This is a genomic window from Enterobacter cloacae complex sp. IR5441, assembly GCF_049238215.1.
GTDB lineage: Bacteria > Pseudomonadota > Gammaproteobacteria > Enterobacterales > Enterobacteriaceae > Enterobacter > Enterobacter hormaechei_C.
This window is the reverse complement of record NZ_JBMKIA010000003.1, coordinates 53424-79969: the sequence shown is the minus strand read 5'-3', so window position 1 is coordinate 79969 and position 26546 is coordinate 53424. Positions and strand designations below refer to the sequence as shown.

At 52.9% G+C, this 26546-nt stretch carries 24 protein-coding genes and 3 pseudogenes; 19 read left to right on the top strand and 8 right to left on the bottom strand.

The window, feature by feature from the left end:
• Positions 1 to 31 precede the first annotated feature (31 nt).
• From tssF to dbpA, 15 genes and pseudogenes are all read left to right on the top strand, one after another.
• Entirely contained in the window at positions 32 to 1801 is a 1770-nt protein-coding gene (tssF, locus tag ACOTX5_RS04940) for a type VI secretion system baseplate subunit TssF (protein ID WP_045911790.1), read from the top strand.
• Positions 1765 to 2847 carry a type VI secretion system baseplate subunit TssG gene (tssG, locus tag ACOTX5_RS04935; RefSeq protein ID WP_045911789.1) on the top strand — a complete coding sequence of 361 codons (1083 nt, stop codon included), beginning with the start codon at positions 1765 to 1767 and terminating at the stop codon, positions 2845 to 2847. Before tssF ends, tssG begins: the two co-directional genes overlap by 37 nt.
• A gap of 35 nt (positions 2848 to 2882) precedes the next feature.
• Positions 2883 to 3407 carry a type VI secretion system lipoprotein TssJ gene (gene tssJ, locus ACOTX5_RS04930; RefSeq protein WP_045911788.1) on the top strand — a complete coding sequence of 175 codons (525 nt, stop codon included), beginning with the start codon at positions 2883 to 2885 and terminating at the stop codon, positions 3405 to 3407.
• A gap of 4 nt (positions 3408 to 3411) precedes the next feature.
• Positions 3412 to 5628, top strand: a complete 2217-nt coding sequence (locus ACOTX5_RS04925; protein WP_080340110.1) for a type VI secretion system Vgr family protein — start codon at positions 3412 to 3414, stop codon at positions 5626 to 5628.
• A 205-nt stretch (positions 5629 to 5833) separates the two neighbouring features.
• The gene (locus ACOTX5_RS04920) at positions 5834 to 6250 is read left to right on the top strand and encodes a hypothetical protein (protein ID WP_052954215.1); all 417 of its coding nucleotides are present in this window, start codon (positions 5834 to 5836) and stop codon (positions 6248 to 6250) included.
• Positions 6251 to 7179: 929 nt separating this feature from the next.
• Positions 7180 to 7705 (top strand): annotated as a pseudogene (gene tssJ / locus ACOTX5_RS04915) (type VI secretion system lipoprotein TssJ).
• A gap of 4 nt (positions 7706 to 7709) precedes the next feature.
• Positions 7710 to 7982: pseudogene (locus ACOTX5_RS04910) on the top strand (type IV secretion protein Rhs); the annotation flags it as partial.
• Between the two features lie 151 nt (positions 7983 to 8133).
• Positions 8134 to 8433, top strand: a complete 300-nt coding sequence (locus ACOTX5_RS04905) for a hypothetical protein (RefSeq protein WP_234101218.1) — start codon at positions 8134 to 8136, stop codon at positions 8431 to 8433.
• Between the two features lie 417 nt (positions 8434 to 8850).
• Positions 8851 to 9306, top strand: a complete 456-nt coding sequence (gene tssE / locus ACOTX5_RS04900) for a type VI secretion system baseplate subunit TssE (RefSeq protein WP_063438855.1) — start codon at positions 8851 to 8853, stop codon at positions 9304 to 9306.
• Between the two features lie 23 nt (positions 9307 to 9329).
• Positions 9330 to 10646 (top strand): VasL domain-containing protein, encoded by a 1317-nt coding sequence (locus ACOTX5_RS04895; RefSeq protein ID WP_045911786.1) that lies wholly within the window; start codon positions 9330 to 9332, stop codon positions 10644 to 10646.
• A 28-nt stretch (positions 10647 to 10674) separates the two neighbouring features.
• Entirely contained in the window at positions 10675 to 11163 is a 489-nt protein-coding gene (locus ACOTX5_RS04890; protein WP_045911785.1) for a hypothetical protein, read from the top strand.
• A gap of 297 nt (positions 11164 to 11460) precedes the next feature.
• On the top strand, positions 11461 to 12591 hold the full coding sequence (locus ACOTX5_RS04885; protein WP_080276444.1) for a methyl-accepting chemotaxis protein: 1131 nt from the start codon (positions 11461 to 11463) through the stop codon (positions 12589 to 12591).
• 90 nt (positions 12592 to 12681) lie between these two features.
• Positions 12682 to 13665, top strand: coding sequence for a zinc transporter ZntB (gene zntB, locus ACOTX5_RS04880; RefSeq protein WP_017382256.1), 984 nt, complete (start codon positions 12682 to 12684; stop codon positions 13663 to 13665).
• A 281-nt stretch (positions 13666 to 13946) separates the two neighbouring features.
• Entirely contained in the window at positions 13947 to 14093 is a 147-nt protein-coding gene (locus ACOTX5_RS04875; protein ID WP_275427718.1) for a hypothetical protein, read from the top strand.
• A 57-nt stretch (positions 14094 to 14150) separates the two neighbouring features.
• Positions 14151 to 15524 (top strand): ATP-dependent RNA helicase DbpA, encoded by a 1374-nt coding sequence (gene dbpA, locus ACOTX5_RS04870; RefSeq protein WP_017382257.1) that lies wholly within the window; start codon positions 14151 to 14153, stop codon positions 15522 to 15524.
• A gap of 43 nt (positions 15525 to 15567) precedes the next feature.
• Here the strand turns inward: dbpA and ttcA are convergent, their stop codons facing one another.
• Complete coding sequence (gene ttcA / locus ACOTX5_RS04865; protein ID WP_001186974.1) at positions 15568 to 16503, bottom strand: tRNA 2-thiocytidine(32) synthetase TtcA; 936 nt, start codon at positions 16501 to 16503, stop codon at positions 15568 to 15570.
• Positions 16504 to 16552: 49 nt separating this feature from the next.
• Positions 16553 to 16750: pseudogene (locus ACOTX5_RS04860) on the bottom strand (tyrosine-type recombinase/integrase); the annotation flags it as partial.
• Positions 16751 to 16820: 70 nt separating this feature from the next.
• Between ACOTX5_RS04860 and ACOTX5_RS04855 the strand changes: the two are divergent.
• From ACOTX5_RS04855 to ACOTX5_RS04845, 3 genes are all read left to right on the top strand, one after another.
• On the top strand, positions 16821 to 16952 hold the full coding sequence (locus ACOTX5_RS04855; RefSeq protein WP_017693355.1) for a hypothetical protein: 132 nt from the start codon (positions 16821 to 16823) through the stop codon (positions 16950 to 16952).
• A 219-nt stretch (positions 16953 to 17171) separates the two neighbouring features.
• On the top strand, positions 17172 to 17369 hold the full coding sequence (locus ACOTX5_RS04850) for a hypothetical protein (RefSeq protein WP_000790642.1): 198 nt from the start codon (positions 17172 to 17174) through the stop codon (positions 17367 to 17369).
• 2 nt (positions 17370 to 17371) lie between these two features.
• On the top strand, positions 17372 to 17794 hold the full coding sequence (locus tag ACOTX5_RS04845; RefSeq protein ID WP_045911784.1) for a GFA family protein: 423 nt from the start codon (positions 17372 to 17374) through the stop codon (positions 17792 to 17794).
• Between the two features lie 33 nt (positions 17795 to 17827).
• On the opposite strand, the gene ompC is transcribed toward ACOTX5_RS04845, so the two are convergent.
• Both ompC and nifJ read right to left on the bottom strand, forming a co-directional pair.
• A complete protein-coding gene (gene ompC / locus ACOTX5_RS04840; protein WP_045911783.1) occupies positions 17828 to 18988 on the bottom strand; it encodes a porin OmpC in 1161 nt (386 codons plus the stop codon).
• A 385-nt stretch (positions 18989 to 19373) separates the two neighbouring features.
• The gene (gene nifJ / locus ACOTX5_RS04835; RefSeq protein ID WP_047727058.1) at positions 19374 to 22898 is read right to left on the bottom strand and encodes a pyruvate:ferredoxin (flavodoxin) oxidoreductase; all 3525 of its coding nucleotides are present in this window, start codon (positions 22896 to 22898) and stop codon (positions 19374 to 19376) included.
• Between the two features lie 270 nt (positions 22899 to 23168).
• Between nifJ and ACOTX5_RS04830 the strand changes: the two genes are divergently transcribed.
• Positions 23169 to 23435 carry a DUF333 domain-containing protein gene (locus tag ACOTX5_RS04830; protein ID WP_003856935.1) on the top strand — a complete coding sequence of 89 codons (267 nt, stop codon included), beginning with the start codon at positions 23169 to 23171 and terminating at the stop codon, positions 23433 to 23435.
• Position 23436: 1 nt separating this feature from the next.
• Here the strand turns inward: ACOTX5_RS04830 and hslJ are convergent, their stop codons facing one another.
• The 4 genes from hslJ to ACOTX5_RS04810 all read right to left on the bottom strand — a co-directional run bounded on the left by hslJ (position 23437) and on the right by ACOTX5_RS04810 (position 26535).
• Positions 23437 to 23874 carry a heat shock protein HslJ gene (gene hslJ / locus ACOTX5_RS04825; protein ID WP_126489824.1) on the bottom strand — a complete coding sequence of 146 codons (438 nt, stop codon included), beginning with the start codon at positions 23872 to 23874 and terminating at the stop codon, positions 23437 to 23439.
• 122 nt (positions 23875 to 23996) lie between these two features.
• Positions 23997 to 24125, bottom strand: coding sequence for a DUF2474 domain-containing protein (locus ACOTX5_RS04820; protein WP_017382264.1), 129 nt, complete (start codon positions 24123 to 24125; stop codon positions 23997 to 23999).
• Positions 24125 to 25135, bottom strand: coding sequence for a cytochrome d ubiquinol oxidase subunit II (cydB, locus tag ACOTX5_RS04815; protein ID WP_015570437.1), 1011 nt, complete (start codon positions 25133 to 25135; stop codon positions 24125 to 24127). The genes ACOTX5_RS04820 and cydB overlap by 1 nt, the downstream gene beginning before the upstream one ends.
• 5 nt (positions 25136 to 25140) lie before the next feature.
• Positions 25141 to 26535: a cytochrome ubiquinol oxidase subunit I gene (locus ACOTX5_RS04810; protein WP_045911780.1), complete on the bottom strand. Its 1395-nt coding sequence runs from the start codon at positions 26533 to 26535 to the stop codon at positions 25141 to 25143.
• Positions 26536 to 26546 lie beyond the last annotated feature (11 nt).

Below are 26546 nucleotides of genomic sequence, written 5' to 3'. Positions count from 1 at the left end.
CTCGCATTAACAATTTTAAGGAATGCCGTGCATGGATGATCTAACCCTGCGCTATTACGAAGCAGAGATGCGCTACCTGCGTGAGGCGGGTAAAGAGTTTGCCCGTGCTCATCCGGACCGGGCGGCAATGCTTAATCTCGATAAGCCTGGCGCCCGGGACCCGTATGTGGAACGCCTGTTTGAAGGCTTTGCCTTCCTGATGGGCCGTCTGCGTGAGAAGCTGGATGATGACCTGCCCGAGCTGACCGAAGGGCTGGTGAGTCTGCTGTGGCCACACTATATGCGGACTATCCCGTCGCTGGCCATCGTTGAGTTTTCACCTGACTGGCGTAGCCTGCGTCAGGCCGAGATGCTGGCTGAAGGCTTCTCCGTTCTGTCACGTCCTGTCGGGCCGCATAAAACTGCCTGTCAGTACCGGACGACCCGCGATGTGCCGCTACAACCACTGCACCTTGCAGATGCCCGCCTGCACACTGAAACCGATGGACGCTCTGCTATCCGATTGCGCTTCGAATGCCCTGAAAAAGTGGACTGGAGTAAAGCCGGGATCAACAAGGTCGCCATATTCATTAACGCAGAGAGTCCGGTGAGTTCTGCGCTGCATCTGGCAATGACCCGTCGTGTACACGCCATGTATGCCCGCCATGCCGGGACGCATACCGAACGTCATCAGTTTGATGGCTGGTGCAAACCCATGGGCTTTGATGACAATGACGGCCTGTGGAAGAAAGCTGATACAGCCTTCAGTGGTTACCAGCTGCTGCTGGAGTATTTCAGCTTCCGTCCAAAGTTTATGTTTGTTGAGCTGCACGGCCTCGACACCATCGGGCTCACTGCGGCCAGCACCTGGTTTGAAATCGACATTGTACTCAGTGAAGCCTGGTCATCCGATCTGCCTTTTGAGACGGAAAACTTCCGGCTGCACTGTGCGCCGGTTATCAATCTCTTTACTCTGGAAGCCGACCCGCTGACGCTAAACCCGCTGGAGAACGAATACCTGCTCAGGCCATTGCGTCTTCAGGATGGTCACACCGAGATTTACAGCGTCGATAATATTCACGGCGCGGTGAAGAATGGCAAGCACCCTTATGTACCGTTCACCAGCTTCCGACACCGGGGCGGTATGATGCGCCACGATGCCCCTGAACGTTATTACCACACCCGCGTGAAACGCGGTCCCTCTGGCCTGTATGACACCTGGTTAATTCTCGGTGGGCGCTCGTTCGAACTGGAGCAGTTGTCCGAAAAACCGGAGTCCCTCTCGATGCGAATAACCGGGACCAACGGTCAGCTTCCGCGTAAGGCGCTGGAAAGTACCCTGCTGGACAGGGTGGTCAAATCCGGCAAGGTGCCCGTCAGGCTTCTGAACCTCACAGCACCGACGATGCCGCTTTACCCCCCGGCAAACGATCGTTTTCACTGGCGGGTGATGAGTCACCTCGGGTCAAACTTCCTCAGCATGATGGACAATCCGGAGGTTCTTCGGGGAACGCTGGCGCTCTATGACTGGACTGACGATGAGATGAACCGCCGTCGGCTTGAAGCAATTGTCGCCGTGAAGCACACCCTGATCCGCCGTTTTGAGAAGGGCTTTATGCTGCGGGGCGTGGACATTGAGGTCACGCTGAATATGGACAATTTTGCAGGCGAGGGCGATGTGAATCTCTTCGGCGAGATGCTGCACCGGTTCTTCGCGCTCTATGCCGATATTCACCTCTTTAACCAGCTCACGCTGGTACTGCAACCGACAGGGAAACGACTGAGATGGCGCGAGAATCACAGCCAGCACGTACCGGGCTGACGTTAGCTCTTGATAAAGACATCTGGCGGGTCAATTTCTATCGTTTCTGCCAGTTGCTGGAGCAGGAAAATCCGGACGCGCCAAAACTGGGCACCACCAGCCATCCGGGCAACGACCCGGTACGTTTCAGACCCTGGCCGGGAATGGGTTTCCCGGTCAGCACCCTGAAAGCGGTTGAGACCGACGAAGACCACCCGACATTGCCCCCAACGGTCCGCACGACTTTTCTGGGGATGTATGGCGTGGACTCCCCTCTGCCGACGTCTTATCTGGATGACATTGCGCAGCGCCGGGAAGGCTATGAGGCGGTCACCTCGTTTCTGGATATCTTCAGCCACCGGATCACAACGCAGTATTACCGCATCTGGCGAAAATACGCGTATCCGGCCACCTTTGAGGCGGGTGGTCACGATGCCACCTCGCAGTGTCTGCTGGGACTGGTGGGACTCGGTATACCGGGCACGGCTGATCGGGTGGCAACGCCGGTTTCCCGCTTCCTGGCCCTGCTGGGGACCATGCGATTGCCCACCCGCAATGCTGAAGGCATCCGGGCTCTGGTGAGCCTGCTGGCACCGAATACCCGGGCAATTATCACCGAACCCGATCCGGTTAAGGTCCATATTGATAACCGCAGCGGGCTGGGTACCGGAAACCGCGTCCGTCTTTCACAGCGGGCCACGCTGGGTAAAACGGGCAGGGAAGCCTGTAGCAGAGTGCTGTTGACACTGGTCACGGAAGATCCCGGCGAAGCCGAAGGCTGGTTACCCGGTGGCATCCTCCATACCGATTTGCTGGTCCTGATGCGCGTCTATCTTGGTTACCGCAGCAATGCCCGACTGCGCCTCACTGTACCCGTGTGGTTGTTGCCTGAGCCACGCCTTGGCAAAGGCAGGCGTATTCAGCTCGGGCGCACCGGACTGCTCGGACTGAAGGACGGCAGACTCAGCGATAACCGGGAAACACTGACTGTCAGTCTGGGCTGCTATGAAGGGCTCCGGTGTTCTGCGTTCCCTCCCGCTGAAGACGGACATTACCGCTTCGACTAAATACGTATTCACATTCTCAATAAAGGAACTTTTGAATGGCAACAGTAACCCGCTGGCGGGCGCTGACGCTTATTGCCTGTGGTCTGCTCGCAGGCTGCGGTCTGACACAGACCGTCACGGACGGTACGGTCAGCATCACGAAATCCATCTTCTACAAGAAAATTAAAACGCTGCATCTGGATTTTACCCCGCGCAAGGCCATAAACGCCGATGGCGCACAGACGCCGCTGGCGACGATGGTGCGGGTCTACCAGCTTAAAGACCGTAAGAATATTGATACAGCAGACTACCAGACGCTGCTGCGTAAGGCCGATACGGTACTGAAAGAGGACGAGCTGGCGACAAAAGAGCTGCTGGTGATGCCCAACGGCAGCGTGACGCTCAATATGCCCATGGATGAAGACGCTGAGTTCGTGGCGGTGGTGGGGCTGTTTAACCGCCCGGACATGAAGGATAACCGCTGGCGCCTGGTGCTGACTCGTGACGACCTCGACCCGGATACCCCCCGCACCATCGAGCTGGGCGAGGGCTGGCTCAGCCTCGTGCCGGTAAAGGAGTGATGTGATGGATAACTGGCTGGCGCTTTTCGACGGACAGACCCGATATTTTCTGGATATTAATGACAGTACCGTGACGGCGGATGTTTTGCGCTTTCGCGGAAGGGAAGCCCTGAGCGAGCCGTTCAGATGGGACATCGAGTTCACCTCCGGGCAGGCGAACATTCCCCCGGAACAGGTGCTGATGAAATATGCGTCGCTGCGGATGCGGAGCGGCAAAAATGTTCACGGCATAGTGACCCGTCTGGAGTGGCTTTCCACCACTGCCGACCAGTCGCATTACCGGGTGGAGCTGAGTTCCCGTCTGGCGCTGCTCAGCCGCACCCGCCAGTGCCGCATTTTCCAGCACCAGGCCGTACCGGAGGTGGTGGAGCAGGTTCTGCGTCAGCACGGGCTGGAAGGGCCGGACTTTGAGTTTCGTCTGGAGCGCAGCTATCCGGCGCGGGAGCTTATCACCCAGTGGCGGGAGACGGATTTACAGTTTATCCAGCGCATTCTGTCAGAGGTGGGAATTTACTGGCGAACGGAGATGGATGATGTGCGCGGTCTGGATACGTACATTTTTGCCGACAGCCAGCTTAACTACCGGTTTGATGTGCGCCTGCCTTACCGTGAGCCATCGGGTCTGTTCGACGGGGCGGCAGAATCGGTCTGGGATGTGCGGACCTGGCACAACATTGCCACCGGCACCGTCGCCACGCGGGATTACAACTACCGGACTTCCTCCACGCCGATGGATGCGACGGTCAGCGTACGCAGTGATGCGGTGACGACGGGTGAGCACTACCGCTACAAAGCTCCGTACCGGGAAGCAGGCGACGACAGCGACCCGGAGCCGGAAACCGAATCCGGCGCATTTTATGCCCGGCTTCATCACGAGCGGGAACTCAATAAATCAGTCCGTATCCACCTGTTCAGCAACGCCTCCGTACTGTCACCCGGTCAGGTGCTGGAGCCGCAGGGCGATGTCATTACGGCCCTGAAAGAGGGGGGCATCCTCACGCTGGTGACCTTCCGGGGAGCGCGGGATTCCCGCCTGCACGTGTCGGTGTGGGGCATGCCCTACACAGAGCGCTACTGTTTTCGCCCGGCGGAAGTTTCGCGCCCGGAAATCCACGGCAGCCTGCCCGCCCGCATTGAGAGCCGGGAGAAGAATGATATTTATGCGCATCTGGACGACCAGGGCCGCTACCGCGTCAGGCTGGACTTTGACCGGGACGAAGCTGAGCAGGGTTTCGCATACCTGTGGCTGCGGATGGCGAAACCGTATGCCGGAGAGACGTACGGCTGGCATACGCCGCTCACCGACGGGACCGAAGTTGCCATCGCGTACAGCAACGGCGACATCGACCTGCCATATATCTCTCACGCCCTGCACGACTCAGAACACCCGGACCCCGTCACCCGCGACAACCACACCCGCAACGTGCTGCGCACCCCCGCGAACAACAAGCTGCGGATGGAGGATAAGCGCGGGGAGGAGCACGTCAAACTCGCCACGGAATACGGCAAAACGCAGCTGAACAGCGGACATCTGGTGGACAGCCAGGGGCAGCGTCGCGGTCAGGGAACGGAGCTGCGCACCGATGAGTGGGGAACCCTAAGAGCAGGCAAGGGATTGTTTGTCAGTGCGGATGCGCAGGCGAAAGCGCAGGGTGATGCGCTGGACATGGATGCCGCACTTAAGGAAATCGACCGGCTTAACCAGCAACTGCAACAGCTGGAAATGGCGGCAGAGCAGGCGCAGGCGCTGAAAGCGGATGTTGACAGCCAGATACGGATGTTCGAACAGCGGCTGAAACCGCTCAATGAGGCGCTGCTGATGTCCGCCCCGGAAGGGATGGCGCTGACCAGTGGTGAGCATCTGCAAATTGCCGCCAGCAAAAACGTCGCCATTAATGCTGGCGGAGATATCAGCACAGGCGCTATGGGCAATCTGACCCTGCTTACCGGAGAGAAGCTGGGGCTCTTTGCCCGTACCGGTCAGCTGAGCGTCAAGTCAGGGGAAGGGCCGGTGGAGGTCCAGGCGCAGAACGCCAACATGCGGCTGTTTGCGGAGAAAAAGTTGACGATGAGTTCGGCGAGTGACATCTCGTTTGCCGGGAAAAAGCGTATCACGCTTATCGGTGGTGGTAGTTATCTGAAGCTTGAGGCCGGGAAGGTCGAGTATGGCACGACGGCGATGTATTTGCGCAAAGTGAAAAGGACGATGACGGCAGGGTAAACGACCTACCAATTGCGTCATTGAAGCAGATGGCAATGATCACTCAGTATTGCGACAGAACGTTAAGTTTCTCTTCAAATGTCAACTATCGTGTTGAAACGTCAGATGGAGAGGAATTACTTTCTGGCTCGGGTACAAATGGATATATCGACAAGAGTGATAGTGAATCTGAGTACTGGGTCTTTTTAAGCTCAGTGATAATTCAATGAAAAAAATCAGTATTGAAGTCGATGGAAAACCTTATCTAATCTTTACAAAAGATGAAAAGACTGAATTGGGAATAAAAGGTAATACTACGCCTGAAAAAGATGAGGAAACACATGAAATCTACGTGCCAAATATCTTAATAATTACAAGGAAAAATGCTGATGTATTATTTGTTTTGCGAGGTGGGGAAAATGATTCTTTTGCAATAATGACAGTTCAAGATCTGTATGATAAATTTCAGTATCAATGGTTTGAACCGTTAGCTGATAACTATCGAGAATTGTTATATGTTAACGAAGCTGATTACGCAAAAAAACCTACAAAATATTCAATTGGGATAATATTGTGGAATTTTCCGTTATTGACAGAACGCCTTTGGCGTTTCGTCCAAAAGGCGAGGGTGACTGGAAAATAATCGCCTGGGTGGTGACAGTTATCTCCTCGTAATGATAAATAAAATTCCATATTGGACAGATGCGGTTGGGCAAATACCTTTCGCCACAGACACATATAGAATGGTAAAAAAGATACCATCAACAGTTGAAACAGGTATGATATGGGAAACTGGTAAACGTACTGATATAAATAATATATATGATAATTTCTTTGTGCTTCGAGGGACTTTATATGCAAGCCAAAGATTTACATATAGCATTAAATCTGGGTGAGGTACTTACCCTGCGGTGAATGTTGTTGAGCAAGACAATGGTACATCAGCTGATGCACTAGGTAACCCGATAACCTCAGAAGAGTATGCTAAATATGCGGATTGGAATAAATAAAAATATAAATTCACTTAATGGCAAATTACTGATCGGCTTGCTAGCCTCTATGATCTATAGAATTCTAACCATTTTAATTTCTTTATTTTATGCCAATTTTTTTAATCCACACAAAATCCACATATCAACAAACCTCTATGGCTTTTATGTATATTTGCTTCTTGTGTTTTTCATATTGATATCAGCAGTTATTCCTAGGTGAGTAATAAGTGTCACAGTAGCAATAAGTTCAACTCTGCTATTGGGGATGGATATCTTCAGAGCTGATTTGCCATATAGGGCGTTATTGTTTATTTTCTCTTCTTCTTTGTCTTATCTATTTGTTTTCTTCTCAAATAGTCAGTTGAAAAAAGTATCTTCTGGGTCATACGCAACCAAAGTAGTAAGGCGACTTAAATACATTCTGCTAATTGTTTATCCTGCATATCTCTTCTTTGAAGTGGAAATGTTTAGGAATGTGTCATTATTCATTGCCTGCGTTATATCTTTGACTTTCTTTATATCTTTTTTAAATAGAAAGTTAAAATAACATTTATTGTTCAATCAATGTACGAGTCTTTGAATGGCAACAGTAACCCGCTGGCGGGCGCTGACGCTTATTGCCTGTGGTCTGCTCGCAGGCTGCGCTCTGACACAGACTGTCACGGACGGTACGGTCAGCATCACGAAATCCATCTTCTACAAGTAAATTAAAACGCTGCATCTGGATTTTACCCCACGCACGGCCATTAACGCCGATGGCGCACAGACGCCGCTGGCGACGATGGTGCGGGTTTATCAGCTCAGGGATCGTAAAGCAGTTGATGCCGCCGATTACCAGACGCTGCTTCGCAATGCCGATACGGTCTCTTAAAGACGACGTACTGGCGTCAAAATCGGTGCTGGTGATGCCTAAAGCCAGCGTGACTCTCAATATGCCCATGGATGAAGATGCTCAGTTCGTGGCTGTGGTGGGACTGTTTAACCGCCCGGATCAGAAGGATAACCGCTGGCGCCTGGTACTGACCCGTGACGATCTTGACCCGGACAAACCCCGCACGATTGAACTGGGTGATGGCTGGCTCAGCCTCGTGCCGGTGAAGGAGTGACGTGATGGATAACTGGTTAGCGCTTTTTGACGGACAGACCCGATATTTTCTGGATATCAATGACAGTTCAGTGAAGCTGGATGTTCTGCGCTTTTACGGCAGGGAAGCACTGAGCGAACCATTCCGCTGGGGCATCGTGTTCACAACGTTTCAGGCGAACATTCCCCCGGAACAGGTGCTGATGAAATATGCCTCCTTCCGGATGCGGAGCGGCAAAAGTGTGCACGGCATGGTGACCCACTTGGATTGGCTTTCCACCTCAAAGGACCAGTCTCACTAACTTATCATTCATTTGAATAAGGTAGATATGGAGGAATATGTTTACTGGAAAGTGGTGAATATAAATCCATAGCTTTATAAAAAAAACGTGCTGCTTCATGTTGATATCAGTTTTCTTCTTTTGCGTTTTGCTAATGGTGATTAAGATCATGGCTTATCAAAACGCAATCAAGAATGATTCTATATGGAGTCGAGAAAATAAATGCGAACTGAATACTTATATTCCTGACTATCGACTATATGGTGGTATCGGGAGAGTATTACGGTTGTTTTCCAATCAATCTTTTTTTGTTGTATATGATTCCAATGGGAATAAAATAAAAAGCTCTGCATGGCACTTTTGGCAAGCTCAGTTCTCTGATTCGGTTGCACTAGAATGGCACGGGCAATATGCAATGTATCCAACAAGTGAAGGGTGGGCTGGATGGAAAATTCCAGAGTGTGGTTAACGTTTAAAATGCCAATTCCCTTCGCCCCCTTGGTCAGAATTGACCTGGAAACGCGATTAAGGCAATGAAATAGTATGGGCTATAGCGACTTATTACCATAAGTACGGTAAGGATCATATCAGTATCCGGTCATACTAATCGCTGATACGGATGAATATAAACTCTTAACAAATGGGTGAATACTGAAAGGTTGCTCTGGCGGCCAGTGTAATGGCAAAGACAGGTAAGACCAGGACTCACTACACCTGAATCAGTCACGGGGCTTAAAGCCGCGAAGGAAATAAGGCGTGAGTCAGCGAATTACATTTGGGCTGGCAGCGTTATAGCTGCAAATAAGCCAGGAATAATGCTGAACCCTACCCGTCAATGTCTAAACAATGGATGCTTTGCAAACGGAATGTGTTCATATAATGACTTATGCCACAGGGACACAACACGCCATCGCTTTATGAAATGCTGAGCGGTAATTTCTCAGGAGGCCTGAGCCTCAACCAGGTCAGCGAACAGAATCAGGTGATTTTATCGGTACTCGATAATATGCAGCGGGTACTTAACTGCCGCGCCGGTACGCTGGCTCACCTGCCGGACTACGGCCTGCCGGATATGACAAAAATTCTCCAGGGAATGCCCGGGACCGCCCACCAGCTGATCACCACACTGTCGGCCGTGTTGCTGAAATACGAGCCGCGCCTGAGCCGGATTAACGTGGTGATGCAGGAACAGATTCAGCCCGGTGAACTCCGCTACGCCATTGACGCGGAGCTGAAGGGGGTGGGGCTGGTGCGCTACGGCAAGGAATTTATGCCCGAGGGCAGGGTATTAATCCGTCATCTGAAACAACAGCAATACCTCGATGCACGAGCCGCCATCTAGTTCTTACTCAGGTTAAAACAGTTATGACAATAAATTCTGAACGCCAACTTAAAACCGGCGGGGATCCGCGCACGCTTGCGGATTACGCTGCCTTGCGCGACGAAATGAACAAGCTCACCCATCCGGCACGCCCGGATGTTAACTGGCAACACGCGGAAACTCTCTGTCTGTCACTGTTTGAGCATAACGGTGTGGAGCTACAAACGGCTGCCTGGTATACGCTCGCCCGCACGCATCTCGCCGGACTCTACGGCATGAATGAAGGGCTGGCGCTACTGGCTGCCCTGGTCGTCCGCCAGTGGGGTAGCCTCTGGCCACAGCCTGTCCATGCGCGAGTTGAAATCCTCAGCGCACTGAGCAAACGCCTGCAACAGGTGGTGAGAACGCTGACGTTGACGTATGCCGATTTAGGGCAGCTTTATCAGGCTGAGGAGAATCTGAACGCTCTGAGTGACATGTTGCAGCGCCTCGAACTTAAGCATGCTGCTCAGCTTGATGCCCTGCGCACGATGATGCAGAACGCAGCAGTGCGTCTGGAAAACAGCGAAAATACGGGCGTAAGTCTGCCGGGTAACGCGGTGGGGGCCGCGGAACTTCACCTCACAGAACCGACAGAGCGTTGTAAATGGGTTTATGTGGTTCAGCCCGAGCCGTTGCCGAATAAAGAGCCTCCTGTACCCGTGAAGCAGTGGAAGCCATTTGCTGCGGGTATGTTGTTCATGCTGGTGGCTGCCAGTGTTGTCGCAGTGGGATGGCAGACGATGCATGCGCCAGATTCAGTACAAACACAGCTGACCGCGTCCCTGACTCCTTTACCTGAAGGACTCTCTACAGCACAGTTGCAGGCGCTGCAACAAACGTCACCGCCACCTGAACCGGGGATCAGCAAGACACAGCAGCTGTTAGCGCAGCTTTTATACCTGAAACCAGACTGGGCAGTAAGCTACGGCGACCGTCTGGTGCAGCAGGCGCTGACGCTGTGGCCTGAAGAGGCCAAACCCCTGGCGCAGCGGTGGCACAAGCAGATTAGCGTTGCCGGACTTGCAGAGTCAGAGCTGAATGGCTGGCATCAGGGAATGACGCAGTTACAGCAGTTGACGAACAGGCTAAACGCGCTGGATGAACAGAAGGGGAAGTACATGACGGTCAGCGAACTGAAATCAGCCGTGTTTGCCATGTCGCAGTCCTTCAGCCATACCGTTCCGCTTGAGGAGCAGCTTCGTCTGCTTTCCATTTTACCTGCCGGGCAACCCGTGTCAGCAGCGCAGCTAAACCAGACCGAACAGCATCTTCAGCAGTTGATTGCCAGCTATGCCCTGCTGAAGCACCAAAAAGAATAATGAGACTGGCGAAAAACACGGAGTTGACATGTCAGCAAGAGAGCGTTTTTTTAAGAAAGTGCAGCAGAGCATCGGGGACAAACCAATCTATGTTAATACGGCTGAGGCCGAAGTCAGGGCGTTTTGTGAGCGGATGGAGGATCTTGCACAGCAAATCATTACATGGTTTGAAGGTTCTGGTATTGAAATAATTTTATCTAAAAAACATATCACCGATTTAAGTACGGTTGGCTATAGCCTCAGTAGCGGTATATGCCGTTATGCCATTACGACGATCATTTTGCAAAATGGGGATCGCAGCGTCACCATTATGCCAGAACAGGTGATCAGGGGGCCGGAGAAGGGGTGTGTGACGATGAGTATTAATGTCCCCGATAGTCTGTCGGGGGCGAGGATATTCCATTTAAGCATGGCGCCTGATACAGGCTGGTATATTCGTCGCGGGCATCAAAGTGCAAAAGAGAATATTCTCATGAATGAGGACTGCTTTTTCCAGGCTATCGACTATCTGGCCTGAACGTAAGCCACTCTAACGGGAGGGGAGCGTATTAACTACGTTAACTTATTAAGCACCACTAAACAACGGCGCCCTACAGTACCCCTCCTTAAATATATAATTGCCATTTTTGAAGGGGTATCAGCAACCAAACGACAAGCCAGACATTTAGCGTAAAACATGCTTTTTGTCCGCCTTAAGTAAAACTGCGAAAATCAAACTGCAAAACAACAAACCAGCGACGAACGTGAGGACAAATTTGTATGGCAATGCTATAACCCTTAATGCCAACCAAAATATAATGCCCCAGGAAAACGTATGCTAAGAAATATTAGTGTCAGAACGTTCATTGTCTATTTCCTTTTATGTGTATTTTTGGTAAGTGATGGAGTTATAGCGCTATTTTCACGGAATTCTTCGCTTTTTATTGCAGTCATAATTGTACAATTCATCGCCTTATTTTTACTCTGGGCGTACATGACCAAATATCTTGTGACGCCGATCAATACGGTGAAAAAAAGTATTGAAGAAGTGACGTCAGGCAAACTTGGCGTGTCGATACCTGAATTTGGCAACAACTGTGCGGGACGACTGATCCCGGGGATTAATAGTCTCTCCAGCAACATTGCAACGCTGGTCCGTGAGATCCGCGCCTCCTCGCAAACCGCGATGACCCTGTCAGATCAACTCTCTTCACGCAGCGCGCAGCTTTCCGTCAAAACAGAACAGCAGTCAGCTTCGCTGGTGCAAACGGCAGCCAGCATGGAAGAGATGGCTGCAAGTACAAAAAATAATGCCGACAATACCCGTTTAGCCAGCGAGCAGGCGAATATCGCGACGTTACAGGCGCGTAAAGGCGGAGAATTAATGGGGCAGGTCGCGAACAATATGCAGTCGATTACCGACTGCGCCCAGCAAATGACAGAGATTATCTCGCTGATTGACGGTATCGCTTTTCAGACCAATATTCTGGCGCTTAACGCCGCCGTTGAAGCGGCAAGAGCGGGCGACCATGGTAAAGGGTTTTCTGTGGTCGCGGGTGAGGTGAGAAGCCTGGCGCATCGTAGCGCCGAAGCGGCAAAAAATATTAAGTCACTGATTGAAGTTACCAGCCATAACGTGACGCAGGGCGTTAACGTGGTCTCTGAAGCCGAAAAAAACATGCATGACATTGTTACCGGTTCGGGCAATGTGAGCAGACTGATGGATGAAATATCCGCCTCAACATCAGAACAGGAAAAAGGTATTTCACAAATTACGCAGGCATTGTCAGAGCTTGAACGCGTAACGCAGAGCAACGTGTCGATGGTTGAGGAACTCAATGGATCGTCAGATGTGCTGCGCAATCAGGTGATTGAGCTCCAGACACGAACACGTAATTTCCGTCTGGAAAATGAGTTCCAGACTGACAATGCGTTAAGAAGCCGCGAATGGGCGGTGAATTCCTGAACGTATTCAGGACGATGCCTCACATAATTATTGCTTAACCCTCGGCGAAAGCTAGACTGACACCGAAAGAGATAAAACGGTGGAGGCGCTGTGGAGAGCATTAAAGGGTCTGAGGTTAACGTACCTGACGCAGTTTTTGCATGGGTGTTTGATGGACAAGGCGGCGCAAGGCCGCTTGAAGATCAGGATCACATCGACAGCGAACATCCATGCTGGCTGCACCTCAACTACACGCACCCGGACAGCGCCGAGTGGCTCGCGTCCACGCCGCTACTGCCCAACAACGTTCGGGATGCGCTGGCGGGAGAAAGTCTCAGACCCCGCGTCAGCCGCATGGGTGAGGGGACGTTAATTACGCTGCGTTGTATAAACGGCAGTACGGATGAGCGTCCGGATCAGCTGGTGGCAATGCGTGTTTATATGGATGAACGGCTGATTGTTTCCACCCGCCAGAGAAAAGTGCTGGCGCTGGATGATGTCATTAACGATCTGAAAGAGGGCACGGGGCCTACGGATTGCGGCAGCTGGCTGGTGGATGTGTGTGATGCGCTGACTGATCATGCCAGCGAGTTTATAGAAGAACTTCACGATAAAATCATCGATCTGGAAGATAACCTGCTCGATCAGCAAATCCCCCCCCGTGGTTTTCTGGCGCTGCTGCGTAAGCAGCTCATCGTGATGCGCCGCTATATGACCCCTCAGCGCGACGTTTATGCGCGGCTGGCCAGCGAACGCATGAGCTGGATGAACGACGATCAGCGCCGCAGAATGCAGGATATCGCTGACCGGCTCGGACGTGGACTGGACGAGATTGACTCATGTATTGCCAGAACGGCAGTCATGGCGGATGAGATAGCCCAGGTGATGCAGGAGTCGTTAGCCAGGAGAACGTACACCATGTCGCTGATGGCGATGGTCTTTTTACCGAGTACCTTCCTGACGGGGTTGTTTGGCGTAAACCTCGGAGGGATCCCCGGCGGTGAATATCACTATGGCTTCACCACGTTTTGCGTCATGTTAGTGGTTTTGATTGGGGGTGTTGCATGGTGGTTGCATCGTAGTAAATGGCTGTAAATTTACGCTTTTCTGAGGCAGAGTCGGCTTCAAAACGACATTTTAATTGAGCGAAGTCAATAAACTCCGACCATGTTCGGTGCAATATTACTCCCGCAGGTGAATGCAACGTCAAGCGATGGGCGTTGCGCTCCATATTGTCTTACTTCCTTTTTTTGAATTACTGCATAGCACAATTGATTCGTACGACGCCGACTTCATAGTCGGCTTTTTTTTTGCCTCCTGTTTATCTGCGTCTACCCTTTAGGGGTCAGCACCCTAATCTGGAGGAAAAGATGAGTATGCTACTTGCCCTGCAACGCCTCAACACCTGGCAGTCCGATCCGGTGCCCACCGATCCGACGCCGATACCCGATCCTGTCCCACGTCCGCAGCCGATGCCGGATCCGCCGCCCGATGAAGAACCGATTAAATTGTCGCATCGTTAGCGCATATCTGCGAGGATACGCGCCATCTGACTGCAATCATTACCACGAGAGTATATTGTGACCGCTTTTTCCACGCTGAACGTTCTGCCTGAAGCCCAACTGACTAACCTGAATGAGTTGGGCTACCTCACTATGACCCCTGTCCAGGCCGCCGCGCTGCCGGCTATCCTTGAAGGCCGTGACGTGCGCGTGCAGGCGAAAACCGGCAGTGGAAAAACGGCTGCATTCGGGCTAGGCCTGTTACAACACATTGATGCAACCCTGTTTCAGACTCAGTCCCTGATACTCTGCCCGACGCGCGAGCTGGCCGACCAGGTCGCGGGTGAGCTGCGTCGTCTGGCGCGTTTTTTGCCTAACACTAAAATTTTAACGCTCTGCGGCGGGCAACCGTTCGGTGCGCAGCGCGATTCCCTTCAGCACGCGCCGCATATCATTGTGGCAACGCCGGGCCGTCTGCTCGATCACCTGCAAAAAGGCACCGTTTCACTCGATGCACTGCAAACGCTGGTGATGGATGAAGCTGACCGCATGCTGGATATGGGCTTCAGCGATGCGATTGACGAAGTGATCCGCTTTGCGCCAGCCACGCGCCAGACGCTGCTCTTTTCTGCCACCTGGCCCGAGGCGATAGCGGCGATCAGCGGGCGCGTGCAGAAGAACCCGCTGACCATTGAAATTGATACTGTCGATGCGTTACCGGCGATTGAGCAGCAGTTCTTCGAGACATCGCAGCACGGCAAGATTCCACTGCTACAAAAATTGCTGAGCCAACACCAGCCAGCGTCCTGCGTGGTGTTCTGTAATACCAAAAAAGATTGTCAGGCGGTGTGCGATGCCCTGAATGATGCCGGACAGAGCGCATTATCGCTGCATGGCGATCTGGAACAGCGCGATCGCGATCAGACGCTGGTGCGTTTCGCTAACGGCAGCGCACGCGTGCTGGTTGCAACGGATGTGGCGGCCCGTGGCCTGGATATTAAATCGCTTGAGCTGGTGGTGAATTTCGAACTGGCATGGGATCCGGAAGTGCATGTCCACCGCATCGGGCGTACCGCGCGCGCAGGTAACAGTGGTCTCGCCATCAGCTTCTGCGCACCTGAAGAGGCGCAGCGCGCCAATATTCTTGCGGAAATGCTGCAACTGAAACTCAACTGGGTGAATACCCCTGGTAATATCAGCATCGCTCCGCTGGCGGCGGAAATGGCCACCCTGTGCATCGACGGCGGTAAAAAGGCCAAAATGCGTCCCGGTGACGTTCTGGGGGCGTTAACTGGGGATATCGGTCTCGACGGGGCAGATATTGGCAAGATCACGGTCCATCCTGCGCATGTCTACGTAGCGGTTCGCCAGTCGGTTGCGCATAAGGCCTGGAAACAGTTGCAGGGCGGGAAGATTAAAGGGAAGACCTGCCGCGTTCGACTGCTGAAATAAGCTTAAAACGCGTCTCAGAAATGATATCTGAGACGCTGCCAGGTTACTTGACTTCTACCACGTTCAGGCGCAGTTCATCGAATTGCGCATCCTCTTCCTCTGGCTGCCAGCCAGCAGGCTGCATCGGGATCTCTTCGCGGTCAAACGCCAGATCCCCGCCATTCACCACCTCTGAACCGTGGTTAATCCCTTTGAAATCGAACAGTTCAACGTCGGCCAGGTGCGAAGGCACCACGTTCTGCATGGCGCTGAACATGGTTTCGATGCGGCCCGGATAGCGTTTATCCCAGTCACGCAGCATGTCGCCAATGACCTGACGTTGCAGGTTCGGCTGTGAGCCGCACAGATTGCACGGAATGATAGGGAAGGCTTTGGCCTGGGAGAAACGCTCAATGTCTTTCTCGCGGCAGTAGGCGAGTGGGCGGATCACGATGTGTTTGCCGTCGTCGCTCATCAGCTTCGGTGGCATTCCCTTCATTTTGCCGCCATAGAACATATTCAGAAACAGCGTTTGCAGAATGTCGTCCCGGTGATGACCAAGCGCAATCTTGGTGGCGCCCAGTTCGGTTGCGGTGCGGTACAGAATGCCGCGACGCAAACGTGAGCAGAGCGAGCAGGTCGTTTTGCCCTCTGGGATCTTCTCTTTAACAATGCCGTAGGTATTCTCTTCTACGATTTTGTACTCAACGCCCAGGTTCTCAAGGTACTCCGGCAGGATATGCTCCGGGAAGCCCGGCTGTTTCTGATCGAGGTTAACCGCGACCAGGGAAAAGTTCACCGGTGCGCTTTGCTGTAGATTGCGCAGGATCTCCAGCATGGTGTAGCTGTCTTTACCGCCCGACAGGCAGACCATGATGCGATCGCCTTCTTCAATCATGTTGAAGTCTGCAATGGCTTCGCCCACGTTACGGCGCAGTCGCTTTTGCAGTTTATTCAGGTTGTACTGTTCTTTCTTGTTAATTTCTTGATTTTGTTGCATCTATTCGTTACTCAGATCTCAAATGGGGCACAGGGTGAGGAAAACGATTTCAAAGCGTCAGCTTCGTGTTCATCTCTTCTATCCATGTAGCATAGATTTCATACACCATCTGCGCATGTACGTGCCCCATCTGGTTAGCGATAAAAGACGGGTTTGCGGCTACCGGTAAAAACCAGCATGCGAAAGTGTGTCGTGTATGGTACGGATTGCAGCGCCGAATGCCAGCACGATTTACAAATGAGCTCCACAGGAGAAGTTTGGTTAAGACTGAAGGGTTGTCTACACTTACAGCTTACGCAGTAAAAACGGAGGTGAAAATGACTGACCGTCCCGTTAATGGTGACCATCCTGATTATAATCCCAGCCCGGATAACCCGGACAAGGATGGAAAAAAACCGAAAGATGATCCTGGCTCAGCGCCTGAATCAGGCGATAAAGATCCAGAGTAATGACCTGCCGCCTTTTCGAAGGCGGTTTTAACACCCATTCGGCCTCTCTACGCGCACCGCTATTCATGTTGTCCTCTTCAACGTTGTCTGATAACCGCTCAGAACCCCTACTGTTTTGCCTGGCGAAAAGCTGAGATAAAGCACGGATCTCATTCCCGCGTACCAGCGCGTTTTACATTTCTCCTGCTACGCTTTTGAGGGGGACAAGGGAGCGCTTCTATGAAAAATAAAGACGAGCAGACAGGATTAGTTGGGCTGGCGATTGGTGCCGCCGTTATCGGGCTGGTTTCATCCCAGAAGATCATCAACCGTGAAAGTATTGTCGCTGAGCTGGTAAGGCTCGGCAGGCAGAAGGGGGATGGTGTCGAAGATGAGGTCTTTTTAAAAGCGGCTGAGTTAGTGAGAAAAGGAGTATAACGATGGCTGACATTCGTCATGCACAGTGTCATTGTGGGGCGGTGAAATTTACGGTTGAGCTGTCGGACGGCCTGAATACCGCACGTCGATGTAGCTGCTCGTTTTGCAGGATGCGTGGGGCGGTAGTGGTTTCAGCGCCTTTGACGGGCATTAAGGTGACGCAGGGCGCGGACACGCTCACAGAGTACCGTTTCAACACCGGCACGGCGCGCCATTTCTTCTGTTCGATCTGCGGTATTTACACGTTCCACCAACGACGTTTCAATCCCAATGAATATGGTGTGAATGTCGCCTGTCTGGAAAATGTCACGCCATTCGACTTCCCGGAAGTGGTGGTAATGGATGGAGTAAATCACCCTATGGATGGCGACAGCGGGGTATTTGGCTATCTCTCTTTCCGCAAAGAACAGGCGAAACAGCGATAAAATTAGCCCGCAGATCGCTGCGGGCTAACGGGATTAGAACTGGTAAACCAGACCTAAAGCTACGATGTCATCCGTACCGATGCCATTGTTTTTGTAGAACGAATCATCTTCATCCAGCAGGTTGATTTTATAATCAACATAGGTGGACATGTTTTTGTTGAAATAGTAGGTAGCACCGACGTCAGCGTATTTCACCAGATCTTTATCGTCCTGGCCATTGCCCAGGTCTTTACCTTTGGACTGTAAATAGGAAATAGCCGGACGCAGACCGAAATCGAACTGATATTGTGCGGTGACTTCAAAGTTCTGGGTTTTGTTTGCAATACCGCCGCCATCTTGGCTATCGGTTGAACCATAAGGGGTCATATTGCGGGTTTCGGAATACATTGCCGCCAGGTAAATATTGTTAGCGTCATATTTCAGGCCAGCAGTCCATGCATCCGCCTTATCGCCACCTGCATACTGAGATGCTGCGCCAGTGCCAGCACTAACCTGATCGTTGGTACGGTCAGATGACGTATATGCCGCGCCTGCGCTGAAGCCCATGCCAAAGTCATAGGTGGTGGAGATACCGAAGCCATCACCGTTTTGATTACGAATGTTGTTATCTGAACGGTTATTAGTGCCTTCCTGAGAGCAGCCATACTCGTCACAGTTGCTGCCTTCATTATTACCCTGATACTGCACCGCGAAGTTCAGACCCTGCACCAGACCAAAGAAGTCGGTGTTACGGTAGGTAGCCACGCCGTTTGCACGACCGGTCATAAAGTTATCGGCATAAGTATAAGAGTCGCCACCAAATTCTGGCAGCATATCGGTCCAGCCTTCAACGTCGTACAGGACGCCATAGTTACGGCCGTAATCGAAGGAGCCGTAATCGCCCACCTTCACACCCGCGAAGGCCAAACGCGTCCAGGACTGATTGTCAGAACCTTCGGTGTTGTTTGCCTGAATGTTGTATTCCCATTGTGCGAAGCCGGTCATCATGTCGTTGATTTGGGTTTCACCTTTGAAGCCCAGTCGCATATAGGTTTGATCGCCATCTTTAGACGCGTCGTCAGAGAAATAATGCAGACCATCTACTTTGCCATACAGATCCAGTTTATTGCCGTCTTTATTATAAATTTCAGCTGCGTGAGCGACGCCAGCCATTAACAAAGCGGGGATCATCAGTGCCAGTACTTTTCTTTGCATTTTGATTATTCCTTTGCAGTTATTTTTTTATTACTTCGTGAACTTTCCGGGCTGGAAAGCTGTCCCATGCTAAATCACTCTGACGGCGGATGAATAAAATATAATTGTTACGGGTTAAGTAAAATCTAAACTAAATGATGCGGTAGAAATAACGATTGATGCCATGAATGAATTATTATAATCAATACAAAATAAAAATTATTAATTACGTGGAAAACAAGGTAACCTCCACGCCGTTATATGCCTTTAAGATTTTTTCATCCATAATTCACGTGAATATTGTTCAGAACATTGAGGCAATTTTCACCGATCTTCTGGATTCGCCCGGTGCACGTGCATCGGGCTTTTTTTGGCAAAAAAATGCCCGGACAAGCCGGGCATAAAGTTATTCACTGGTCGATTTTTCGGCTTTCCCCGCCAGTTGCGCCAGGAAGTCATAACGCTTCTGTAGATCCGCTGCCGCATCCTTCCATAGCTGCTCTGCCACTTCTGGCTGTTGAGCGTTCAGCCTGCGGAAACGCTGCTCCTGAAGTAAGGTTTCGGCAAGGGCGTCTGACGGCGGACGCGAATCCAGCGCCAGCGGCAATTTCCCTTCATCGGCACGGCGCGGGTCAAAGCGGTACAGTGGCCAGAAGCCGGTTGCGGTGAGCTGACGCATCTGGTCGTGGCTGAGCGCCAGATCGTAGCCATGCTCCTCACAGGGACTGTAGGCGATGATCAGCGACGGGCCTGGATACGCTTCCGCTTCCTGAATGGCTTTCACCGTCTGGTTGAGCTGCGCCCCCAGCGAAATCTGCGCGACGTAGACGTGTCCATACATCATCATGCTGACGCCCAAATCTTTACGCGCCTTGCGCTTGCCGTGCTCACCAAATTTCGTGACCGCCCCCAATGGCGTTGCTTTCGAGGCCTGTCCGCCGGTGTTGGAATAGCACTGAGTATCAAGCACCAGAATATTGACGTTTTCGGTCAGGCTCAGGACATGGTCAAGACCACCGAAACCAATATCGTAGGCCCACCCGTCGCCGCCGATCAGCCAGACAGATTTTTCAACCAGCGCGTCAGCATCAGTGAGGAGTTGTTCAGCCCCTTCAACACCCTGAAGCGCGTTGCGCAGTTCAGCAACCTGCGCGCGACGAACGTCAGGTGTGGCCTCCGCATGCAGGGCATCATTCAGTTCTGCCGGGATCTTATCGGCAAACTGTGCGAGCAGACGCATTACGCGGGCGCGGTGCTGATCGACCGTCAGACGGAATCCCAGACCAAATTCTGCGTTGTCCTCGAAAAGCGAGTTTGCCCACGCCGGGCCGCGACCGTTCGCGTCGGTGGTGTATGGCGTGGACGGCAGGTTACCCCCGTAGATCGACGAGCAGCCCGTCGCGTTGGCAATCAGCATTCGGTCACCGTAAAGCTGAGTGAGCAGTTTGATATACGGTGTTTCGCCGCAGCCGGAGCACGCCCCGGAGTACTCGAAGAGCGGGGTGATGAGCTGCGAGGTACGAATGTCAATGCGTTCCAGCTTGTTGCGATCGATTTCGGGCAGGTCGAGGAAGAAATCATAATTCACTTTCTCTTCTTCAACATGTTCAAGACGCGACATCATATTGATGGCTTTGATTGACGGGTCCTGACGATCTTTCGCCGGGCACACCTCGACGCACAGGTTACAGCCGGTACAGTCTTCCGGCGCCACCTGTAGGACATATTTCTGACCACGCATATCGCGGGATTTTACATCCAGCGAGTGTAAACTTTCCGGCGCGCCATCTAACGCTTCTGGCGACACCACTTTGGCGCGAATGGCCGAGTGCGGGCAGGCCGCCACGCAGTGGTTGCACTGGGTGCACAGCTCTTCTTTCCAGATGGGAATCGCTTCGGCAATGTTGCGTTTTTCCCAGCGGGTCGTGCCCATCGGCCAGGTTCCGTCAGGCGGAAGCGCAGAGACGGGAAGGGTGTCGCCCAGTCCGGCAAGCATCGCCGCCGTGACGGTTTTGACGAAATCCGGGGCGGCGTCAGACACCACTGGCGGCCGGTTCGGACTGCTGGCATTGACCGGCTGCAACGGCACCGCGAACAGCGATTCGCGGGCCAGCGCCAGCGCCTGCCAGTTGCGCTCAACCAGTTCCTGACCTTTGCTGCTGTAGCTTTTGGCGATTGCACCCTGAAGCTCCATCAGCGCGCTGTCGCCCGGCAGAATATTGGTCAGGTGGAAGAACGCCATCTGCATAACCGTATTGATGCGCGCCGCCAGGCCGCATTCGCGGGCGATCTTCGCGGCGTTAATGACATACAGGCGCGCCTGTTTCTGGTTAAGCACCGCCTGCACTTCCTGGGGCAGGCGTGCCCAGACCTCGTCGGCGCTGTAAGGGGTGTTGATCAGGAAAATACCGCCGGGCTTCAGGCGCTCGGCCATCTGATATTTATCAATGAACTGGAGCTGGTGACAGCCAACAAAATCCGCCTGAGAAATCAGGTATGCCGAGCGGATCGGGTGTTCGCTGACGCGCAGGTGGGAGACGGTCAGTCCGCCCGCTTTTTTGGAGTCATAGACGAAATACCCTTGCGCATACCACGGCGTAGAGTTGCCGATAATTTTGATGTTGTTCTTGGTTGCCGAGACGCTGCCGTCGCTACCCAGACCGTAGAACAGCGCTTCCAGTTTCGCAGTCGAGGGCAGGGTGTTTTCCGGCAAGGGCAGAGAAAGGTTAGTCACGTCATCATAAATGCCGACCGTAAAGCGCGGCTTCGGTTTTGCCTCGCGGAGTTCAGCAAATACCGCCAGGACGCACTCCGGTCCGAACTCTTTGGAAGACAATCCATAACGCCCGCCAATGACGCGCGGCAGCGTTTCGCGCTCACCGCGGTTAAACGCCTCAGCCAGAGCGGTCATCACATCCAGATAAAGTGGCTCAGCCTGTGCGCCAGGCTCTTTGGTGCGGTCCAGTACCGCCACTGCACGCGCGCTGTCCGGCAGGGCTGCGAGCAGGTGTTTCGCTGAGAAGGGACGGTAGAGGCGAACTTTGAGCACGCCAACTTTTTCACCACGCGTCAATAGCTCATCAACCACCTCTTCACAGGTGCCGATGGCAGAGCCCATCAGGACGATCACGCGCTCGGCCTGCGGATGACCGTAATATTCAAACGGCTTATATGCGCGGCCCGTCGCAGCGGCAAAATCGTCCATCGCCTGTTCAACGTGCTCATAGACCGCGTTGTACCACGGGTTTGTCGCCTCGCGGGACTGGAAATAGGTATCCGGGTTTGCAGAGGTACCCCGGATCACCGGATGTTCCGGATTGAGGGCGCGAGCGCGATGCGCATCGATGTCCGCCTGCGGCAGCAGATTCAGAATGGTGTCGTCCGGCAGTGGAACGATTTTATTGATCTCGTGGGACGTACGGAAACCATCGAAGAAATGAATAAATGGCACTCGGCTTTTCAGCGTGGCGATATGCGAAATCAGCGCGAAGTCCTGCGCTTCCTGCACGCTGCTGGCGCAGAGCATAGCGCAGCCGGTCTGACGCACGGCCATCACGTCTGAGTGGTCGCCAAAAATAGAGAGAGCGTGAGTGGCTACGGTGCGTGCGGCAACGTGCAACACAAACGGCGTTAATTGCCCAGCCAGCTTGTAAAGCGTGGGGATCATCAACAGCAGCCCCTGAGACGACGTGAACGAGGTCGACAGGGCACCGGTCTGCAACGCACCATGCACGGTGGCAATGGCACCGGCTTCGGACTGCATCTCTACAACCCGCGGGACATCGCCCCAGACGTTTTTTATCCCATTACCAGCCCAGGCGTCAGCCTGTTCAGCCATGGTGGAGCTGGGCGTGATGGGGTAGATGGCGATCACTTCGCTGGTACGAAACGCAACAGACGCGACTGCACCATTGCCGTCAATAGTTTGCATAGGACAACACCCTTACATTGCGCAAAAAGAGGGGCCTGTAAAACGACGACAGACCCTGAATATTATCTGTGTATTTTAGCAAAGCTCAGGTTTTACGATTTTCGCTTTTGTGTCCTTGGTATGCGCTGTATCAATGACTCGATAGCTATTCGCGTTAAAAAATTGCGAGAAATTGTTACCAGGGCGCATAAATACGCACATCCGCTCTCGACGATGCGGCGCGTGATGCCTATTATGCATAGGTTTCGCTTTATTTATGGGGAGGAAGGTATGCGTTCAGCATTTTGGGTCGGATGTGCCGCGTTACTGTTGTCGGCATGCAGCAATGAACCTGTACAGCAGGCGACAGCGGCACACGTTACGCCGGGTATGCGAGCGGCGATGTCCAGTTCAGGTCAGGCCAACTGCGCAATGATCGGCGGTTCACTCTCCGTTGCCCGTCAGCTCGACGGCTCCGCCATCGGCATGTGCGCATTGCCAAATGGCAAACGCTGTAGTGAGCAGTCGCTTGCCGTAGGTTCGTGCGGAAGCTACTGAGTTATTCAACTCGCTTAAACATCAATGACTTATTGGCTGTCGCCAGGGTTAACTGGTCTTCGGTCAGGTCTACCTGTGCGCCTGTGCGTAGCATATCAGCGATGGTCTGATCCAGTTCATTTAGCTGCGGCTCGGTGCAGAGTTTCCGCGTCATTGCCAGCGTTTTGACCGTCAACTCTCCTTCGGACAGTTTCCCCTGGCCATTGAAGCCGTTGCACATTGTGCCGGAGACGACAATGTTGTTAATCAGGCTGATATTGGGTTGCGCACTGAAGCGAATTTCAGGCTGCGTTTTCCCGCCTTTAACCGCTTTGCCATCCACATTTTCCAGAACGAAACGATGATTCTCTAGCTGTTCGGTCTGAACGGAGGCTTTACCAGGATTAACGCATCCAGCCAGTGCGAGGTTGATTAAACTTACTGCCGCGAGCTTTTTCATTTTTTTCTCAAACTATCAATACCGTAAATATTTTTTCAGTGTAACCATACCCTCCTGGGTGTTAATGGGGTTTATCTGAAAGTGCGGGAAGGGACCGGGCGGCGGCGCACCCGGTCAGTGAGTTAGTGCGATTTAAATCCGGCTGCGGTCATCAGCATTTTAAAGAGCATACTTACGCAGGCCAGCGCCAGAACGCTGCCGCCCCAGATGATGGCAAGCCACATCAAACGTTTCCATACAGGTTGTTGCATCAGTGATAACCCTCCCCATGCTGTACTTTTCCGCGAAAAACGTAATAACTCCAGAAGGTGTAGACCAGAATCACGGGAATGATCAACAGTGCACCCACTAACATAAAGCCCTGGCTTTGGACTGGCGCAGCGGCCTGCCACAGGGTAATGTCCGGCGGGATAATATGCGGCCAGATGCTGATCCCAAGCCCGCTAAAGCCAAGAAAAACCAGCCCTAATGTCATAATAAACGGCAGAGTATGGCTCGCAGGATCATTCAGGCAGCGCCACTGGCACAGACTCAGGATCGCAACCAGCGCAGGAACGGGCAGCAGATAAAACAGATTCGGCAGCGTAAACCAGCGCGCAGCAATAGCTGGTTGGGCGAGAGGGGTCCAGATACTGATTACTGCAATGAATACCAGAAGCAGGAGCAGAAGCACTTTCGATACCTGACGCATCCGCTGTTGCAGGGCATTTTCGCTTTTCATTACCAGCCACGTTGAACCTAGCAGCGCGTAAGCCACTACAAGACCCGCACCGCAGAAAAAATTGAACGCGGTAAACCAGTCAAACGGACCACCACTGTAAGCGCGACCGGTGACGCTGAACCCATGGATGACCGCGCCGACGGTGATGCCCTGGCTGAAGGTCGCCACAATTGATCCGCCAATAAAGGCCTTATCCCAGAACGGGCGGTGCGCCGGAGTGGCCTTGAAGCGAAATTCGAAGGCGACGCCACGAAATATAAGCCCGATCAGCATTATTGTCAGTGGAATGGTTAGCGCGTCGATGATAACCGCATAGGCGAGAGGAAAGGCGCCAAACAGGGCCGCACCGCCAAGCACCAGCCAGGTTTCGTTGCCATCCCAGACGGGAGCCACGCTATTGACCATCACGTCGCGGTCGTCCGCATTCGGCGTTGCCGGAAACAGGATGCCTATCCCCAAATCAAAACCGTCCATCACGATATACATCAACGTGGCGAAAACGATAATCACGAACCAGATAATGGAAAGATCGATACCCATTACGGTTACTCCTTAAATTCAGTGGTGACGGCAGAAAGCGGACGAGCAGGGCGGCCATCGGATTCAGTCGCGAAGGATTCATGGGGCTGCGGCCCTTTTTTAATCAGACGCACCATATAGCTGTAACCCACGCCGAATACCGCGGTGTAAACCACGAAGAAGGCCAGCAAACTGACGCTCATGTGCAGATCGCCATGCGCGGAAACCGCATCCTTTGTACGCTGTAGACCATAGACGACCCAGGGCTGGCGGCCGACCTCCGTTGTTACCCATCCGGCGAGGATCGCGATCAGCCCGGACGGCCCCATCAGCAGGGCAAACCACAGGAAGGAACGTGAGGTATAAAGGCGCTGTTTGTAACGCAGCCAGACCGCCGTCACGCCGAGGTGCAGCATCAACATCCCCAGGCCAGCCATGATGCGGAAAGACCAGAAGACAATGGTGGCGTTCGGGCGATCTTCTTTCGGGAACTCCTTCAATGCCGGAACCTGTTTATCGAGACTGTGGGTCAGGATCAGGCTGCCGAGAGCGGGAATTTCCAGGCCAAAACGGGTCCGTTCCTGCTCCATATCTGGCCAGCCAAACAGCAGAAGTGGAGTAGGTTCACCCGGCGGATTCTCCCAGTGGCCTTCTATGGCGGCTATTTTCGCTGGCTGGTGTTTTAAGGTATTAAGCCCGTGCATATCACCCACCAGCGCCTGGACGGGTGCCACGATCAACGTCATCCACAACGCCATGGAGAACATGGTGCGAATCGCGGGCGTATTTTTTCCGCGCAGCAAATGCCAGGCCGCGGAGGCACCGACAAACAGCGCGCTGCTGAGAAATGCCGCTATCGACATGTGCAGAAGGCGGTAAGGGAAGGAGGGGTTAAACACCACGGCAAACCAGTCCACCGGAATGACCTGACCGTTGATGATTTCATACCCTTGCGGTGTCTGCATCCAGCTGTTTGACGAGAGGATCCAGAACGTAGACATGAGGGTCCCCAGTGCGACCATGCAGGTCGAAAAGAAGTGCAGCCCCGGCCCGACCTTATTCCAGCCAAACAACATTACTCCGAGAAATCCCGCCTCAAGGAAGAACGCGGTAAGCACTTCATAGGTCAGCAGGGGGCCGGTAATACTGCCCGCGAACTGGGAAAACCCACTCCAGTTAGTGCCAAACTGATAAGCCATCACCAGGCCAGAGACCACGCCCATCCCAAAGTTGACGGCGAAGATCTTCGACCAGAAATGGTACAGCGAGCGCCAGACGGGATTTTTTGTTTTCAGCCACAGCCCTTCCAGCACGGCGAGATAGCTCGCAAGGCCAATGGTTATCGCCGGAAAAATAATATGAAAGGATACGGTAAAGGCGAACTGTATTCGCGCAAGATGAAACGCATCTAAACCAAACATGCACTGCCTCA